This is a genomic window from Micromonospora sp. NPDC005257, assembly GCF_042872445.1.
In the GTDB taxonomy this organism is placed as follows: domain Bacteria; phylum Actinomycetota; class Actinomycetes; order Mycobacteriales; family Micromonosporaceae; genus Micromonospora.
The window spans coordinates 164,690-179,453 of record NZ_JBIAKL010000008.1; the positions used below are offsets into that span (position 1 = coordinate 164,690).

Annotated in this window: 13 protein-coding genes; 5 read left to right on the forward strand and 8 right to left on the reverse strand. The window is 74.2% G+C overall.

The features are described from left to right. Nucleotides 1-18: 18 nt before the first annotated feature. The 3 genes from ACFYO8_RS18550 (at nucleotide 19) to ACFYO8_RS18560 (ending at nucleotide 5,916) form a co-directional block, all read left to right on the forward strand. Complete coding sequence (locus tag ACFYO8_RS18550; RefSeq protein ID WP_354865672.1) at nucleotides 19-705, forward strand: gamma-glutamyl-gamma-aminobutyrate hydrolase family protein; 687 nt, start codon at nucleotides 19-21, stop codon at nucleotides 703-705. Between the two features lie 234 nt (nucleotides 706-939). Further along, on the forward strand, nucleotides 940-4,605 hold the full coding sequence (locus tag ACFYO8_RS18555) for a SpoIIE family protein phosphatase (RefSeq protein WP_354866010.1): 3,666 nt from the start codon (nucleotides 940-942) through the stop codon (nucleotides 4,603-4,605). A gap of 63 nt (nucleotides 4,606-4,668) precedes the next feature. Continuing rightward, entirely contained in the window at nucleotides 4,669-5,916 is a 1,248-nt protein-coding gene (locus tag ACFYO8_RS18560) for an FUSC family protein (RefSeq protein ID WP_354865670.1), read from the forward strand. A 197-nt stretch (nucleotides 5,917-6,113) separates the two neighbouring features. On the opposite strand, the gene ACFYO8_RS18565 is transcribed toward ACFYO8_RS18560, so the two are convergent. Further along, nucleotides 6,114-6,428: an STAS domain-containing protein gene (locus ACFYO8_RS18565; protein WP_354865669.1), complete on the reverse strand. Its 315-nt coding sequence runs from the start codon at nucleotides 6,426-6,428 to the stop codon at nucleotides 6,114-6,116. Between the two features lie 94 nt (nucleotides 6,429-6,522). Here ACFYO8_RS18565 and map point away from each other — a divergent pair, with 94 nt between their 5' ends. Together map and ACFYO8_RS18575 are read left to right on the forward strand one after the other, a co-directional pair. Then, on the forward strand, nucleotides 6,523-7,380 hold the full coding sequence (map, locus tag ACFYO8_RS18570) for a type I methionyl aminopeptidase (protein WP_354865667.1): 858 nt from the start codon (nucleotides 6,523-6,525) through the stop codon (nucleotides 7,378-7,380). Beyond that, nucleotides 7,377-8,093, forward strand: a complete 717-nt coding sequence (locus ACFYO8_RS18575; protein ID WP_354865665.1) for a VIT1/CCC1 transporter family protein — start codon at nucleotides 7,377-7,379, stop codon at nucleotides 8,091-8,093. Before map ends, ACFYO8_RS18575 begins: the two co-directional genes overlap by 4 nt. A gap of 20 nt (nucleotides 8,094-8,113) precedes the next feature. On the opposite strand, the gene ACFYO8_RS18580 is transcribed toward ACFYO8_RS18575, so the two are convergent. From ACFYO8_RS18580 to ACFYO8_RS18610, 7 genes are all read right to left on the reverse strand, one after another. After that, a complete protein-coding gene (locus ACFYO8_RS18580; RefSeq protein ID WP_354866008.1) occupies nucleotides 8,114-8,842 on the reverse strand; it encodes a nucleotidyltransferase domain-containing protein in 729 nt (242 codons plus the stop codon). A gap of 247 nt (nucleotides 8,843-9,089) precedes the next feature. Beyond that, nucleotides 9,090-9,557 carry a nitroreductase family deazaflavin-dependent oxidoreductase gene (locus ACFYO8_RS18585; RefSeq protein ID WP_387257355.1) on the reverse strand — a complete coding sequence of 156 codons (468 nt, stop codon included), beginning with the start codon at nucleotides 9,555-9,557 and terminating at the stop codon, nucleotides 9,090-9,092. A 50-nt stretch (nucleotides 9,558-9,607) separates the two neighbouring features. Then, nucleotides 9,608-12,286, reverse strand: coding sequence for an ABC transporter permease (locus tag ACFYO8_RS18590; RefSeq protein WP_354865661.1), 2,679 nt, complete (start codon nucleotides 12,284-12,286; stop codon nucleotides 9,608-9,610). Next, entirely contained in the window at nucleotides 12,283-13,014 is a 732-nt protein-coding gene (locus tag ACFYO8_RS18595; protein WP_354865659.1) for an ABC transporter ATP-binding protein, read from the reverse strand. The genes ACFYO8_RS18590 and ACFYO8_RS18595 overlap by 4 nt, the downstream gene beginning before the upstream one ends. A gap of 19 nt (nucleotides 13,015-13,033) precedes the next feature. Next, nucleotides 13,034-13,615: a PadR family transcriptional regulator gene (locus tag ACFYO8_RS18600; RefSeq protein ID WP_354865657.1), complete on the reverse strand. Its 582-nt coding sequence runs from the start codon at nucleotides 13,613-13,615 to the stop codon at nucleotides 13,034-13,036. Nucleotides 13,616-13,684: 69 nt separating this feature from the next. Then, on the reverse strand, nucleotides 13,685-14,125 hold the full coding sequence (locus ACFYO8_RS18605) for a ferritin-like domain-containing protein (RefSeq protein ID WP_354865655.1): 441 nt from the start codon (nucleotides 14,123-14,125) through the stop codon (nucleotides 13,685-13,687). After that, nucleotides 14,122-14,628, reverse strand: a complete 507-nt coding sequence (locus ACFYO8_RS18610) for a hypothetical protein (RefSeq protein ID WP_387257357.1) — start codon at nucleotides 14,626-14,628, stop codon at nucleotides 14,122-14,124. Before ACFYO8_RS18610 ends, ACFYO8_RS18605 begins: the two co-directional genes overlap by 4 nt. Nucleotides 14,629-14,764 lie beyond the last annotated feature (136 nt).

The window sequence follows — 14,764 nt, forward strand, 5'->3', positions numbered from 1 at the left end:
GCGAACCAGGCCGGCACTGTGAGTAGGCCGGTCATCGGCATCACCGCGTACGTCGAGCCGGCCGGCTGGGCAGTCTGGCGGGACGTGCCGGCGACGCTCGTGCCGCACGCGTACGTCCGGGCGGTCACCGCGGCGGGTGGCCGGGCCGTGGTGCTGCCTCCCGACGACGCCGACGCGGACGTGCTGGGGCTGCTGGACGGGCTGCTGCTCGCAGGCGGCGCGGACGTCGGTCCGGAGCGGTACGGCGAGCCGCCGGACCCGCGTACCGAGAGCCGCCCGGAGCGCGACGCCGGTGAGACGATGCTGCTGACCGCCGCGCTCGCCGCCGACCTGCCCGTGCTGGGCGTGTGCCGGGGGATGCAACTGCTCGCTGTGGCGTACGGCGGCGTGCTGCACCAGCACCTGCCGGACGTGGTCGGGCACGACCGGCACCGTCCCGCGCCGGGCGTGTACGGGTCGCATCCGGTGCGCTTCGTCCCGGACAGCTGGGCCGGGCGGGTGATGGCCGGGGTGGACCGGGTCAACTCGTACCACCATCAGGCGGTGGCCGACCCCGGCGGCCTGGCGGTCACCGGCTGGGCCGACGACGGGGTGATCGAGGCGGTGGAGGATCCGGCGCGGCGCTTCGTGCTCGGGGTGCAGTGGCATCCGGAGAACGAGCCGGACCCCCGGCCGGTGGCCGCGCTGGTCCGTGCCGCGATGTAGGCCAGATCACACACCGCGTTTCGTAGGTGGGGACAGCCGGATCAGCCGTCCCGTCGCCCCGGCCGGGGACCGCCCGAGTCGCACCCGCAGGTCGGCTACGCCAGGATGAGGCGGAGGTGAGCAGCGTCTACCGGTGCGGTTGCGTTACGTTGCTCCTCCGTCGGGGTAGTAGGCGGGGACGGTCGGCGAAGAGCATCGCGGACCGTCGTGATCATGGCCGGAGCGGGAGGCTACATGGGCTCGGCCCTGCGGGGCGGGGACGACCGTCGTTCGTCCCCGGAGGCCGGCGAGACGTCACTGCCGCCGCTGCTCGACGCGGCGTTCGACGCCGGCGGTGAGATGGGCGGCCGGCTGCGCGGCTTCGACTGGTTCACGACACCCCTCGGCAGCCCGGAGCGCTGGCCCGCCGCGCTCGCCCACGCGGTGAGCACCATGCTGTCATCCCGCGCCCAGATCGTCGTCTTCTGGGGCGAGGAGCACCTCGCCTTCTACAACGACGCCTACCGGCCGACGATCGGCGAGAAGCACCCGGCCGTGATCGCCCGGTCCGCGCGACGCCACTGGGCCGAGACCTGGGACGTGCTCGGCCCGCTGCTGGAGGGCGTGCGCCGCACCGGCGTGGCCTACCGGGGGGAGAACCATCCCTTCGTGCTCAACCGGCACGGCTTCCTGGAGGACGTCTACTTCGACATCTCGTACGACCCGATCCGTGACGCCGACGGCGCCGTCGGCGGCGTGTTCTGCTTCGTCAACGAGACCACCGGCCGGGTGCTCGGCGAACGCCGGCTGCGCGCCCTCGCCGAGCTGGGCAACGAGCTGGGCGACGTGCCGGGCATGCTGGAACTGGGCCGGGCCGTCACCCGAGTGCTCGACGCCAACCGCGCCGACGTGCCGTTCAGCGCGCTGTGGTTCCCCGACGAGCGCGGGACGCTCGTAGCGGGCGGCTGTTCCGGCGTGGACCCGGCCACCGTCGCCGGTCCGCCGCCCGGCCTGCCCGACGGCGAGCCGTTCACCGAGCCGCGCTGGATCAGCACCGCCGAGCTGCCCGGCGCGGTGCCGCCGGACGCCGCCGACCAGGCGCTCCTGCTGCCGCTGACCGCCACGAACGAGCCGGCCGGGATGCTGCTGCTCGGGGTGTCGCGCCGGCTGCCGTTCACCGACGACTACCGCGACTTCGTCGACCTGGTCGCCGCGCAGGTCTCCCGGGCGGTGGGCAAGCAGCGGGCGTACGAGCAGGAACGCGCCCGGGCCGCCGAGCTGGCCGCGCTGGACCGCGCCAAGACCAACTTCTTCGCCAACGTCAGCCACGAGTTCCGTACCCCGCTCACGCTCGTGCTCGGGCCGATGGAGGAGATGCTCGCCGACCGGGACCTGCCGGACCGCTACCTCGACCGGCTCGCCGTCATGCACCGCAACGGGCTGCGCCTGCTCAAGCTGGTCAACACGGTGCTCGACTTCTCCCGGCTGGAGTCCGGCCGGCTGGCCGCCCGCTACCAGCCCACCGACCTGTCCGACTACACCTCCCGGCTGGCCAGCACGTTCCGCTCGGCCACCGAGCGGGCCGGGCTGCGTCTGGTGGTGGACTGCCCGCCGCTGCCCGCGCCGGTCTACGTCGACCGGGACATGTGGGAGAAGATCGTCCTCAACCTGATGTCGAACGCGGTCAAGTTCACGTTCGACGGCGAGATCCGGGTCCGGGTACGCGCCACCGACGGCGCCGCCGTACTGGAGGTGGCCGACACCGGCGTCGGCGTCGCACCGGAGGAACTGCCGCAGGTCTTCGAGCGGTTCCACCGGGTGGCCGGCGCCCGCTCGCGCACCCACGAGGGCACCGGCATCGGGCTCGCCCTGGTCCGCGAACTGGTCGAGATGCACGGCGGCACGGTGACCGCGCACAGCGTCGTCGACCGGGGCACCACGTTCACCGTGACGCTGCCGTTCGGGTACGCGCACCTGCCCGCCGACCGGGTGGCCGCGCTGTCCCCGGTTCCGCTGACCGAATCGGAACAGGCCCGGCTCTACGTCGCCGAGACGGCGCCCTGGACCGACGCGGTGGCACGTCCGGTCGGCCTGCCCGCGTCGAACGGCGCGGCGGGCGGCTCCGGGCGCATCCTGTTCGCCGACGACAACCCCGACCTGCGCGAGCACGTCTCACGGCTGCTCTCCCCGGCGTACGAGGTGGTGGCCGTGCCGGACGGCGCGGAGGCGCTGCGGCTGGCCGTCGAGGCCCCGTTCGACCTGGTGCTGACCGACGTGATGATGCCCCGGCTGGACGGTTTCGGGCTGGTCGCCGCGTTGCGTGCCGAGCCGGCCACCCGGCACGTGCCGATCGTGCTGCTCTCCGCCCGGGCCGGCGCCGCCGAGGAGGTCGCCGGTCTGTCAGCGGGCGCCGACGACTACCTGACCAAGCCCTTCTCCAGCCACGAGCTGGTGGCCCGGGTCCGGGCCAACGTCGAGCTGGGCCAGCTACGCGGGCAGATCATCCGCCGGCTGCGGGCGCTCGCCGACGCCGCGGTGGCGATCAACACGGCCCGGTCCACCGCCGAGGTGGTACGGGTGGCCGCCCGGCACGCCCTGACGCTGGCCGAGGCCGGCCGGGTCCGGGTCACCGCCACCGGGGCGCGTCACGAGGAGGACGCCGGGGGCGACATGCCCGCCGAACCGGCGGTGGTGCTGCCGCTCACCGGCACGTCCGGTGAGCAGCTCGGCGAGCTGCGGGTGTGGCGCGAGGGTGGCGGCGCCGAGCAGGCGGCGCTGGCCGAGCTGGCCCGGCTGGTCGGCGTGCGGCTGGAGAACGCTCAGCTCTACGAGGCCGAGCACCACATCGCCACCACGCTCCAGCACAGCCTGCTGCCGCGTACCCTGCCGCAGTTGCCCGGCGCGGTGATGGCCAGCCGCTACCTGCCCGGCAGCGCCGACGTGGAGGTCGGCGGCGACTGGTACGACGTGATGGTCACCCCCGACGACGACCTGGTGCTGGTCATCGGTGACGTGGTGGGCAAGGGCGTGCGGGCCGCCGCGGCGATGGGCCAGCTCCGCAACGCGCTTCGGGCGTACGTCCTGGAGGGCTATGACCCGGGCGAGGCGCTGACCCGGCTCAACCGGCTGGTGCACTCCGCCGGCAGCGGCTCCTTCGCCACAGTGGTCTGCCTCGGCTTCTCCCCGCGCACCGGGCGGATCCGGTACGCCAGCGCGGGTCATCCCTCACCCCTTGTGATCCGCGGAGAGGACGTGGCGTTCCTGCACGATCGGGCCCTCGGAGCGCCGATCGGGGCGATCCCCGGCGTCGTCTACCCGACCGTCGACGGGGAGCTGGCCCCGGGTGGCCGGCTGCTGCTCTACACCGACGGCCTGATCGAGGACCGGACCGCGGGCATCGACGCCGGTCTGAGTCAGTTGCGGGCGGACGCGACGGGCCGCGGCGGGCACGTGGCGGACCTGGTCGACGCCGTGGTCGAGCGGGTCGCCGGCCGGTCCCGGCACGACGACGTGGCGGTGCTCGCGCTGGAGGCGACCGAGCTGAACCGCTTCGCGCTGCGCCTGCCCGCCGACCCGACCCGGCTCAGCGTGCTCCGTAAGCGGCTGGAGGACTTCCTCGTCGCCCACCAGGTCGGTGAGCCCGATCTGTTCGACCTGACCGTGGCGGTCTCCGAGGCGGCGGCGAACGCGATCGAGCACCCGGTCGACCCGGTGGACCCGACGATCGAGGTGGAGGTGACCATCGCCGACCGCACGGTCACGGCGACGATCCGGGACAGCGGGCGCTGGCGGGAGTCGAGCGGGTCGAGTTTCCGGGGGCGTGGGCTGGCGCTGATCCAGGCGCTCGGGGAGATGGACGTGACTCGTACCGAGCACGGCACCGAGCTGACGCTGCGTCGTCGGCTGGCCGACCAGAACTGATCCGGCCGAGCCGGGTTGTCGGGTAAAGCGGATCAAACGGGGCGGAATCACTAGGATTGCCTCATGGGACGTGAGTCGTTCCGCGGATCCCGGAGCGGTCGACACGACCCGGTCGGCGCGGCGTGGGCAGCGGTCCGACGTACCGGCCGGGCCACCGTCCGGGAGCGGCTACGGCGGGTGCGCCTGAGCCTGCTCGTGGCGGTGCAGTCCGGGACGGCCGCCGCGCTCGCGTGGTGGGTCGCGAAGGATCTGATCCACAACCCGCAACCGCTGTTCGCGCCCGCCGTCGCGGTCGGCACCATCGCCAGCTCGGTGAGCCAGCGCTTCCGCCGTACGCTGCTGCTGATTGCCGGCGTGGCGGTGGGCATCACGCTGGGTGACCTGCTGGTCTCCTGGGTCGGGCAGGGATACGTGCAGATCGGCGTCGTCGTGACGATCTCCCTTCTCTTCGCCGTCCTGCTCAGCGACGAGGGGGCGTTCGTCAGCCAGGTCGGCGGCAGCGCGATGGTGATCGCCGTTCTGTTCCCGGCCAATACCCACATCGCGCTGCCCCGTTTCGTCGACGGCGTCGTCGGTGGGGTGGTCGGCCTCCTGGTCGCGGTGGTGGTGCTGCCGCTGCACCCGGTCTACCGGATCCGGCGGGCCGGCCGGCCCCTGCTCCACCAGATGGCCACCCAACTGGACCGCATCGCCGAGGCGGCCCGGACCCGGAACGCCGACCTGGCCCACCAGGTTCTCGACACGCTGCGGGGCATCGACACCTCGGAAGTCGAGACCGAGCTGTCGGCCGCCGAGGAGGTGGTGCGCATCTCGCCGCTGCGGTGGCACAACCAGAGCACGCTGGAGGGCTGGCGGCACGGCGCCGAACTCATGATCCGATCCCTGCTGCAGTGCCGCGACGTCGCGCTCAACCTCGAACGCGCGATCCGTGACGACGAGCCCGTTCCGTCGTCGCTCGGCGAGGCCGCGCGGTGTCTCGCCGAGGCCGCGCGGACCGTCACGGGGGGCTGGTCCCCGTCCACCAGCCGGCCCTCCCGTTCCCAGCGAGCCGCGATGTCGGCCCTCCGCCTGGCCCAGGAGGCGCTGACCAGCGGCCTGCTGGTCAGCGGCATCAACGTGGCGAACGACGTCACCATCATCGCGGTGAACACGATCCGGGCGAGTGGGGTACGCAAGCGCGACGCCGAGTCGTTACGTCGTGAGCTCGCCCCGGACACCGCGGGGGAGGTGGGCGGGCGGAGCCTCGCGTCGGACCGCAGGCGGCCGGAATCCCGGCCGTCCCTGCCGCCCGGCATGGGAGACGCCTCCTAGACCGGCGGGTGCCCGAGCCGGTCAGGCGCCCGCCCGTCTGTGGAGTCGCAGGTCATACCGGCGCTGTCAGAGGGTGACCTCCGCGTCCTCGGCGAGGGTGAAGAGCCCCGCGTCGAACACCAGCTTCACCAGCTTCGTCCCCTTCGGCACCCGAACGGGCGAGTGCCCCTCCGGAATCCGGAGGACGGAGCCCGGTCTCAGGCTTCGGCGAGCCAGTCCTGTTCGCCCAGGCCGGAGATGTCCAGCACGCGCCGGACCTGCGGGGAGGGCAGTACGGTCAGCGCGGCCGGGAACCGTCGGGCGAGCCGGACCACCGCGTGGATGGCGGCCGAGTCGAAGAAGGTGACCGCCCGCAGGTCGAGCGTGAGCCGCTGTGCGGGCTCGCGGAGCGCGGTCTGGAACATGGTGTCGGCGGTCGCCATGTCGACCTGGCCGGTCACCTGGACGCGGAGTTGGCCGCCGTCGACCTGCGCGGTCACGGAGAAGACGGGCGCCGCGCCCTCTTGATCCACGGAGCAACAATGGCACAGCGTTTCCGGCGCGGCAACAACCTGCCCGGCGGGCCTGTGGCGGGGGGCACACCCGTCCCGGCGATAGGCTTGAGCAATGACCGTCCGTGCGCCGCTGACCCCCGGCACGCTCTCCCCGTGGCGAGCGGTCCCCGCCCACATCCCACGCCCGGAGTACGTGGGCAAGAAGCGTCCCCAGGAGTGGCGTGGCTCGCACGTGCAGACGCCGGAGACCATCGAGAAGATGCGCGTGGCCGGGCGTCTCGCCGCCCAGGCCACCCAGCTCGCCGGTGAGCACTGCAAGCCCGGGGTGACCACCGACGAGATCGACAGGGTGGTGCACGAGTTCCTCTGCGACCACGGCGCCTACCCGTCGACGCTCGGCTACCGGGGCTTCCCCAAATCGTGCTGCACCAGCCTCAACGAGGTGATCTGCCACGGCATCCCCGACTCCACGGTGCTCCAGGACGGCGACATCATCAACGTCGACGTCACCGCGTTCCTGAACGGCGTGCACGGCGACACCGACGCCACGTTCTGCGTGGGCGAGGTGAGCGAGGAGGCCCGCCTGCTGGTCGAGCGGACCCACACCGCGATGATGCGCGGCATCAAGGCCATCGCGCCGGGGCGGCAGATCAACGTCATCGGCCGGGTGATCGAGTCGTACGCGAAACGCTTCGGCTACGGCGTGGTCCGCGACTTCACCGGGCACGGCATCGGCGAGGCGTTCCACAGTGGCCTCTACGTGCCGCACTACGACAGCCCGCGCCCCACCGACGTGATGGAGCCCGGCATGACGTTCACCGTCGAGCCGATGATCACGCTCGGCACCTACCAGTACGACACGTGGGACGACGGCTGGACCGTGGTCACAAAGGATCGCAGGTGGACGGCCCAGTTCGAGCACACCATCGTCGTGACCGACGACGGCTACGAGATCCTGACGCTGCCGTGACCGACACCCCGGCGGCGCTGCGCGAGGCGCACCACGCGGATGTCTCCGGTGGCTGGCTGCGTCCGGCCGTCTTCGGCGCGATGGACGGGCTGGTCACGAACATCGCGCTGATCGCCGGCGTGGGGGGCGGCGGGGTGTCTTCGCGCAGCGTGGTGCTGACCGGCACGGCCGGGCTGGTGGCCGGCGCCATCTCGATGGGCCTCGGCGAGTACACGAGCGTCCGCTCCGCGAACGAGCAGGTCGCCGCCGAGGTGGCCAAGGAACGGCGCGAGCTGGAACGCCACCCGGAGGCGGAGGCCCGGGAGCTGGCCGACGTCTGGGTGGCCCGCGGGCTGCCCCGGGAGCTGGCCACGCAGGTCGCCGAGGCGGTACGCGCCAACCCGGAGGAGGCGCTGCGGGTGCACGTACGGGAGGAGCTGGGCGTCGACCCCGACGACCAGCCCAGCCCGTGGGCCGCCGCGATCTCGTCGTTCGTCTGCTTCTCCGTCGGCGCGCTGGTGCCGCTGCTGCCGTACCTGCTCGGCTTCACCAGCCTCTGGCTGGCGCTCGCCGTCGGCGGCGTGGGTCTCTTCGTCGCCGGTGCGGTGGTGGCCCGGTTCACCTACCGGCCATGGTGGACTAGCGGCCTGCGGCAGTTGCTGCTCGGCGCGCTGGCGGCCGGCGCCACCTACCTGATCGGCACGCTGATCGGCGTCGGCGGCGGCATCGGCTGACCGTCAGCCGGCCGCGGCCGTCAACCGTCCAGCAGGTCGTCGATGGTGCCGTCGACCGGGCGGCCCCGGGCGGCCAGTTCCTCGGCCTGGCGGGTCAGCGCCGCGCCCACCTCGGTCATGTCCGCGCCCGCCAGCCCGGTACGTCGTACCGCGTCCCCGGAATCGCGGAAGTAGGTGCGGCTGAACAGCCCCTGCACCGTCGCGGCGGCCAGCCGCGCCTCGCCGAGCATGACCAGCGCCTGATCCGTCTCGTACCACTCGGCCAGCCGCAGCGCCCGGGCGTGCGCCGCGCTGCCCCGGTACCACGCCTGCCGCGCGGCGGTGGTGAACTCCGCCGGCCGGGCCCGCGCCAGCCGCGCCAGGTGCTCGTCGCGCAGCTTCCGCAGCCAGCCGGTCGGGTCGTGCAGAGCGCGGGTGGTGACGTACCGGTCCGCGGCCAGCGGCCAGCCGGACGTGATCGTCATCGCGCGGCGCAGGTAGTCGTCCGCCCCGGCCACCGTGAGGTCCACGAGCACTTCGTCCACCCGCCGGGTCGCAGGTGGCGGCCCGGCGCCCGGCCGGTAGGTGACGACCAGCAGGCCGACCTCGCGGTCCCCGCCGCCGTCGTCGTCGCCGTGCGCGAGCGGACCGTGTACGGCGACCGCCAGCGCGTCGGCCGGGAACCGCCGCAGGACGGCGTCACCGACCCGCTCGGCCACCCGCCACCGCGGATCGTCCAGACGCCGTTCGGCGTTCACGTCGACAGCCACGGTCCACCCGTATGCCGCTCCGATCAGCTCCTCGCCCTCCCTCGCGAGGACGAGGCGGAATCCCGGCTGTGCCGCCTCGGCGGGCAACCCGGCCCGGAACCGGGCGACCTGGGCCGGGCCTTCGAGGTAGGACGGCTCGGCGTAGACCAGGGCGTACAGGTCGGCGAGAGCGTCGACGACACAGGTCAGCTGATCCGGACGGCAACGGTCGAAGGTCTCCACGATTCCGGCCACGGTGAGCCGTCGCTCAGGCGTCCGGGATCAGGCGGAACACGCGGATCTCGCGGCCGCCGGCCCGCTCGACGTACGTGCGGTACGCGGGCCACTCCTGCACCAGCCGCGCGAACAACCGCTCCCGTTCCTCGCCGGTGACCTGTTCGGCGGTGACCGGGACCCGGCGCCCCTTGACGTCCACCTCGGCGGCCGGGTCGGCCATCAGGTTGAACGTCCAGGACGGCTGGTGCTGCTGCCCCCAGTTCGAGCCGATCACCACGTAGGCGTCGCCGTCGGGGACGTACACCAGGGGGTTGCTGCGGGGCTTGCCGGAGCGGCGGCCGGTGGAGGTGAGCACCAGCGTGGGCACGAGCCCGAAGGCGACCACGCGCCCCTTGGTGATCCGGCCGACCAGCCGGTCGGCCGGGACGAGCAGGCGCATGGTGGCGCCGAACCAACGCTGGTGACCGAGACGGCGGGTGAGGGATCCCAGGGCTGACATCCGACAAGTGTGCCGTCCGCGCCGTGCCCCGTCATCCCTCGGACGGTCAGTCAGTCGAGGCGGCGTTCGATCGGCAGGCGGGAGCGGGTGAACAGCGCCGCGCCGCCCATCGCCACCAGCGGCACCACGACCAGCGCGGCGAGCGTCACGCCGGGCACTGTCACCGGGTACGGCGGCTGCACCGGCCAGGACTCCGCGTACCGCTGGTTGAGCGCGGCGAGGACGACCACGGCGGAGCCGAGCCCGGCGACGATGCCCAGCGCGGAGCCGAGCACCGCGATCACTCCGGCCTGGCAGAGCGACAGCAGGCGGCGTACCCGGGGATCGGCGCCGACCGCCGCGAGCGTGGACAGGTCCCGGCGGCCCTCGGCCGCGGCGAGGCCGGTGGCGACCGCGGCGGCGCCGAGCGTGATCACCCCGGAGGCCACCGCCAGCAGGAGGAGCATGGGGCGCTGGTCCGACGGCGGGTCGGCGGTCGCCACCTGCGCCGACAGAGGCCCGATGTCGTACAGCTCGTCGGTCAGCATCTCGATCTGCCGGTCGGTGGGCGAGCCGGCCGTGTCCAGCAGGTAGCCCATCGGCACGGCGGCCAGGCCGAGGGTGTCCGCGGCGGCGGGGGAGAGCACCAGCCGGGCGACCGGGAGACCGCCGCGCAGCACGTACGCGGGCAGGAGGCGCCCGGTGGGCGAGCGGCCGGAGCTGTAGTTGACCTCCACCTGGGCCTGCCCGTCCACCGTCCGCCGGGCGTCGGTGACCACGACGCCGCCGGCGGCGAGCGTCCGGCGCGCGGCGGCCAGTTCGTCGGGCGGCGCTCCGGTGAGCGCGGCCAGCGCGGCGCCGTCGTCCACGAGCGTCGGCAGATGGACGTCGACCGGCTCCTGGAAGGGACTCACGCAGCGCGGATCGCGCCGGGCCGCGTCGGGGACCGGGTCGTCGGAGAAGTGCGGGCAGCGCTGCTCGGGCGGCAGGATCGCGGACGGTGCGCAGTCGTCCTTCTCACCGGCGGGAGCGGCGCAACCGGGTACGGAGACGGGCGTCACAGTGGCGTCGGGCAGGACCGTGCGGGCCCGGGTGGCGACGATCTCTGCCGACGGCGGGTCCGCCGGGGTCTCGCCGGAGTGGGTGAGCAGCACGTTCCCCGGCGGCAGGCCGGGTTGCCAGAGTTCCCGCGACCGGGTCTCGTCGCTCGCCACGTAGACGCCGATCGCGACGCTTCCGGCGACCGCGGCCATCACCGCCGAGATGGCGGGCGCGGCCGACGACCGGTTGCGGCTGGCGTCGCGCAACGCGAGCCGGGGGGTCAGCGGCAGCAGCCGGCCGGCCCGGCCCAGCACGCCGAGGAGCGTCGGGGTGCAGAACACCAGCCCCAGCTCGCCCAGGGCGACGCCGGCCAGCACGCCGGTCTGCGAGGTGCGGCCGGCGGCGTACGCGGCGAGCGCGGTCCCGGCGACGGTGAGCGCCACCCCGACCAGCAGCCAGCGGCGGCGTGGCCGGGTGGCGTCGCGCCGGCCGGCCAGGCCGGTCGCCACGTCCTGCCGGGCCGCCGTCCAGGCCGGGGCCATCGCCGCCAGCATCCCGGCCAGCACCGCCGTCGCGGCGATCGCCACCAGCGCGGCCGGGAAGATCCGGTACGCCCCGAGGCGCTCCCCGAGCACGTACTGCTCGACGATCGGCCGGCCGGCGAAAGCGGCGCCGACGCCGAGCAGCAGGCCGAGGACGGCTCCGCCGGCGCCGAGCACCACCCCGTCGGCGAGCACGATCCGGCGTAGGTGGGAGGCGTCGCCACCGGCCACCGCGACGAGTGCCAGATCCCGCCGCCGGCGCCGGACGCTCACCGCGAAGGCCGGGCCGACCAGCAGCACCACCTCCAGCAGGCCCAGGCCGGCGACCACGCCGACGACGCCCGCCTCGTCGGCGTCCGGCATGCGCATGCCGTGGGTGACCTCCTGCCGCCAGGGCAGCGGGTCGCGGGCGACGACCTGGATGCCCTGCGCGTTCAGCCGGTCGACGAGCCCTCGGTCCAGCGGGCCGGGCAGGTCCACCAGCCAGGTGTCGCTGCCGACCGCGCCCTCCGGGGTCACCCCCGGCAGCGTGATCACGTCCCGGAGGTTGTCCGGGTACTCCACCACCCCGACCACCCGGTACGTGGTGCCGTCGATGCTGCGCACCGGGTCGCCGATGCGGGTGTCCAGCTTGCGCAGCGCCGCCGGGCTGACCGCGATCTCGTCGGGGCGTACCGGCGGCCGGCCGTCGCGGACCCGGGCCAGCGGCCGGGTGAGCGGGTCGGTCAGGTCCAGGGCGCGCGCCTCAAGCGACTCGACGTGCCGGCCGACCCGCGTCGAGAACGTCATCCACCATCGCGCGCGGGTCAGCCGGCTGCCCTCGGGCAGCAGCGCGCGCACCTCGTCCGCGGTCGCCGGACGGGTCCGGGCAAGCCAGTCGCCCTGGACCGGCCAGACCGACTCGCCCCAGGCGTCCTGGTTCACCGGCGTCAGGCTGTCCCAGCGCAAGGCGACGTCCCCGCCGCCGAGCTGGCGTTCGATGCGCTCGGCGCGGGTCAGGTCCCCCATGTCGTAGCTGACCGCGGCGAAGCTGAGGCCGAGCACGGGCAGCGCGATCATGACCAGCACCAGCAGCGTGCGTCGCCGGGCGCGCCGGGCCTCCCGGCGGGCGATCCGCAGCGCGGTCCGCCACGACCCGTAGGCGGCGGCGAGGCGCCCGCCGGTCACCGGATGCTGCCGCTGAGCAGGTGGTCGACGCCGATCAGGGGGGCGGTCGAGTCGACCATCACCCCGTCGCGCAGGAACACCACCCGGTCTGCCCAGCCGGCGTGGCGGGCCTCGTGGGTGACCAGCACCCCTGCCGCTCCGGCGTCCACCCGGCGGCGCAGCAGGTGCAGCACGGCCTCGCCGGTCTGGGAGTCCAGCGCGCCGGTCGGCTCGTCGGCGAGGACCAGGCGGCGTTCGCCGACGAGGGCCCGGGCGATGGCCACCCGCTGCTGCTGGCCGCCGGACATCTGGTCCGGGAAACGGTCGGCCAGGTCCTCCAGGTCGACCTCGCGCAGCGCGGCCAGGGCCAGTTGGCGGGCTGCCCGTACGCCGGTGCCGTCCAGTTCCAGGGGGAGCGCCACATTCTCCACGGCGGTCAGGCTGCCGAGCAGGTTCAGGTCCTGGAAGACGTACCCGATGCGACGGCGGCGCAGCCGGGCCAGCCCGCGGGCGGAGAGGCCGACCAGCGCCTCGCCCTCGACCACCACCTCGCCGCCGGTGGGCCGGTCCAGGCCGCCGGCCAACGCCAGCAGCGTGGACTTGCCGGACCCGGAGGGGCCCATCACGGCCACCAGCTCGCCGGCCCGCACGGTCAGGCTCACGCCGCGCAGTGCGTGCACGGCGGCCTCACCGGCGCCGTGGGTCCGGCGTACGTCCCGTAGTTCCAGCACCCCGTCGATCGGGTTCATCAGCGCCTCCCGTGCCGGGTCACCGGCGGGCTTCGTCGCCGGCCCGGTCCACCGCCTCGCTGTGGTCGACCGCCCGGATCGGCGCCGGGCGGTGCCGGACCAGGCTCGTCTCACAGTGGTCGAGCCACCGCACCTCGGCCTCGGTCTGGAAGATCATCGCGTCCAGCACCAGCCGCCAGGGTAGATCCTCCGGCTTGTCGCTCGTGTACTTCAACCGGGTGAACTCCTGGAGCGCGCGCATGGTGGCGGTGCGCTGAGTCTGCACCACCGCCTGCACGTCGACGCCCGGGGTGGTGAGCGCCAGCGCCAGTTTGATCGAAAGTTCGTCGCGGGGCCGGTCGGCGCGGCTGATCGGCGTGGCGAACCACAGCGCCAGGTCCGCCCGTCCGGCGTCGGTGATCTCGTACGGCCGCTGCCCGCTCTCGTTCTCCGGCAGCGGGCGCACCAGGCCGTCCCGTTCCAGCCGGGCCAGCGTCGTGTAGACCTGTCCGATGTTCAGCGGCCAGGTCGACCCGGTGGACTCCTCGAACGCGGCACGGAGCTGGTAGCCGTACATCTGGCCGCGTTCGAGCAGGGCGAGCAGGCCGTGACGGATGGACATGCTCGTGAGTATGCATACCTGGTATGCGCTATGCAACCGGAGGATTCCGCCGGGTGACCGGCCCGGCGCTCACGCCGGGCGGCCGGGGAACGGGACGGTGACCGGTGTCACGCCCGCCGTGCGGCGCCAGCGGGTGGCACGCAACGCGCAGTCGGTGAGCGCGGCGAGCGCCGTGTTCCGGTCCGCGCCGGTGGTGTGCGGCAGCGCGGCCCGCCAGTGGCCGGCCGTCCGCTCCTCGATCTCCACCGCCAGGCGCAGCGCGCTCGCCCGGTCCGTCACCGGGTAGGGCAGCGCGTACCCGGCCCGGTCGGCGGGCACCTGCCCGGGGCCCTCGGCGAGCTGGAGCAGCAACGCGTCGCGGCGGGACCGGTGGGCCGCCTCGGCGGCGCGGGCCGCGGTCCGCGCCGCCTCGGTCAGGTGCACGCCGATCACCCCGTACGCCCAGATCGCCGCGTACTCGGCGGCGAGCGCGTCGGAGAGGGTCGTGGCCGGGTCGGCAGTCGGGTTCACTTGAGCGCCTCCACGTGGGTGGCCCGCGCGGCCGCGATCGAGCCGAGCAGGGCGGCCCGTTCGGCCGGCGCCTCGGCGCAGGCCCTGGCCGCGTTCGTCCGGCCCTCCTGCTCAGCCCGGCGCAGCTCGGTGAGCACGGCGTCGGGTGCGGGCGCGCTCGCCGAGGTGCCGGCCGCCGGTGTGCCGGAGGGCGCCGGCCGCCCGATCACCCGGCGCAACTCGTCGGCGTGCGCCCGGTGCGCGTCGGCAATCGGGGTGAGCCGGCCGGCCAGCGCCGGGGCGGCGGTGGCGGCGGCCCGGTAGCGGGCCTCCAGCGCGAGCGCCTCGGCGGCCAGCGGCTCCAGCGCGTCCGGCGTCGGTGGCTCCTCGTCGCGGTCGAAAAGATCACAACCGGTCAGCGGCGCGGTCGCGCCGCCGAGCGCCACGAGCCCGCCGGCGCGCAGCAGCCAGCGCCGGGAATGCCCCGCTCCGACCTGGTTGGATGGTGTTCTGCCGGTCCCCACCTGACAGAGTCAACACCATCCGCGCCGCCTCGTGGGCCAGGGTCTCGGTGCGCCGCCGGGTCCGTCGACCGCCGCAAGCGTTACGCTCTGCGCAACCACCGGGCGCGGACGCCCCGGTGGCGTGCCGGTATGACGG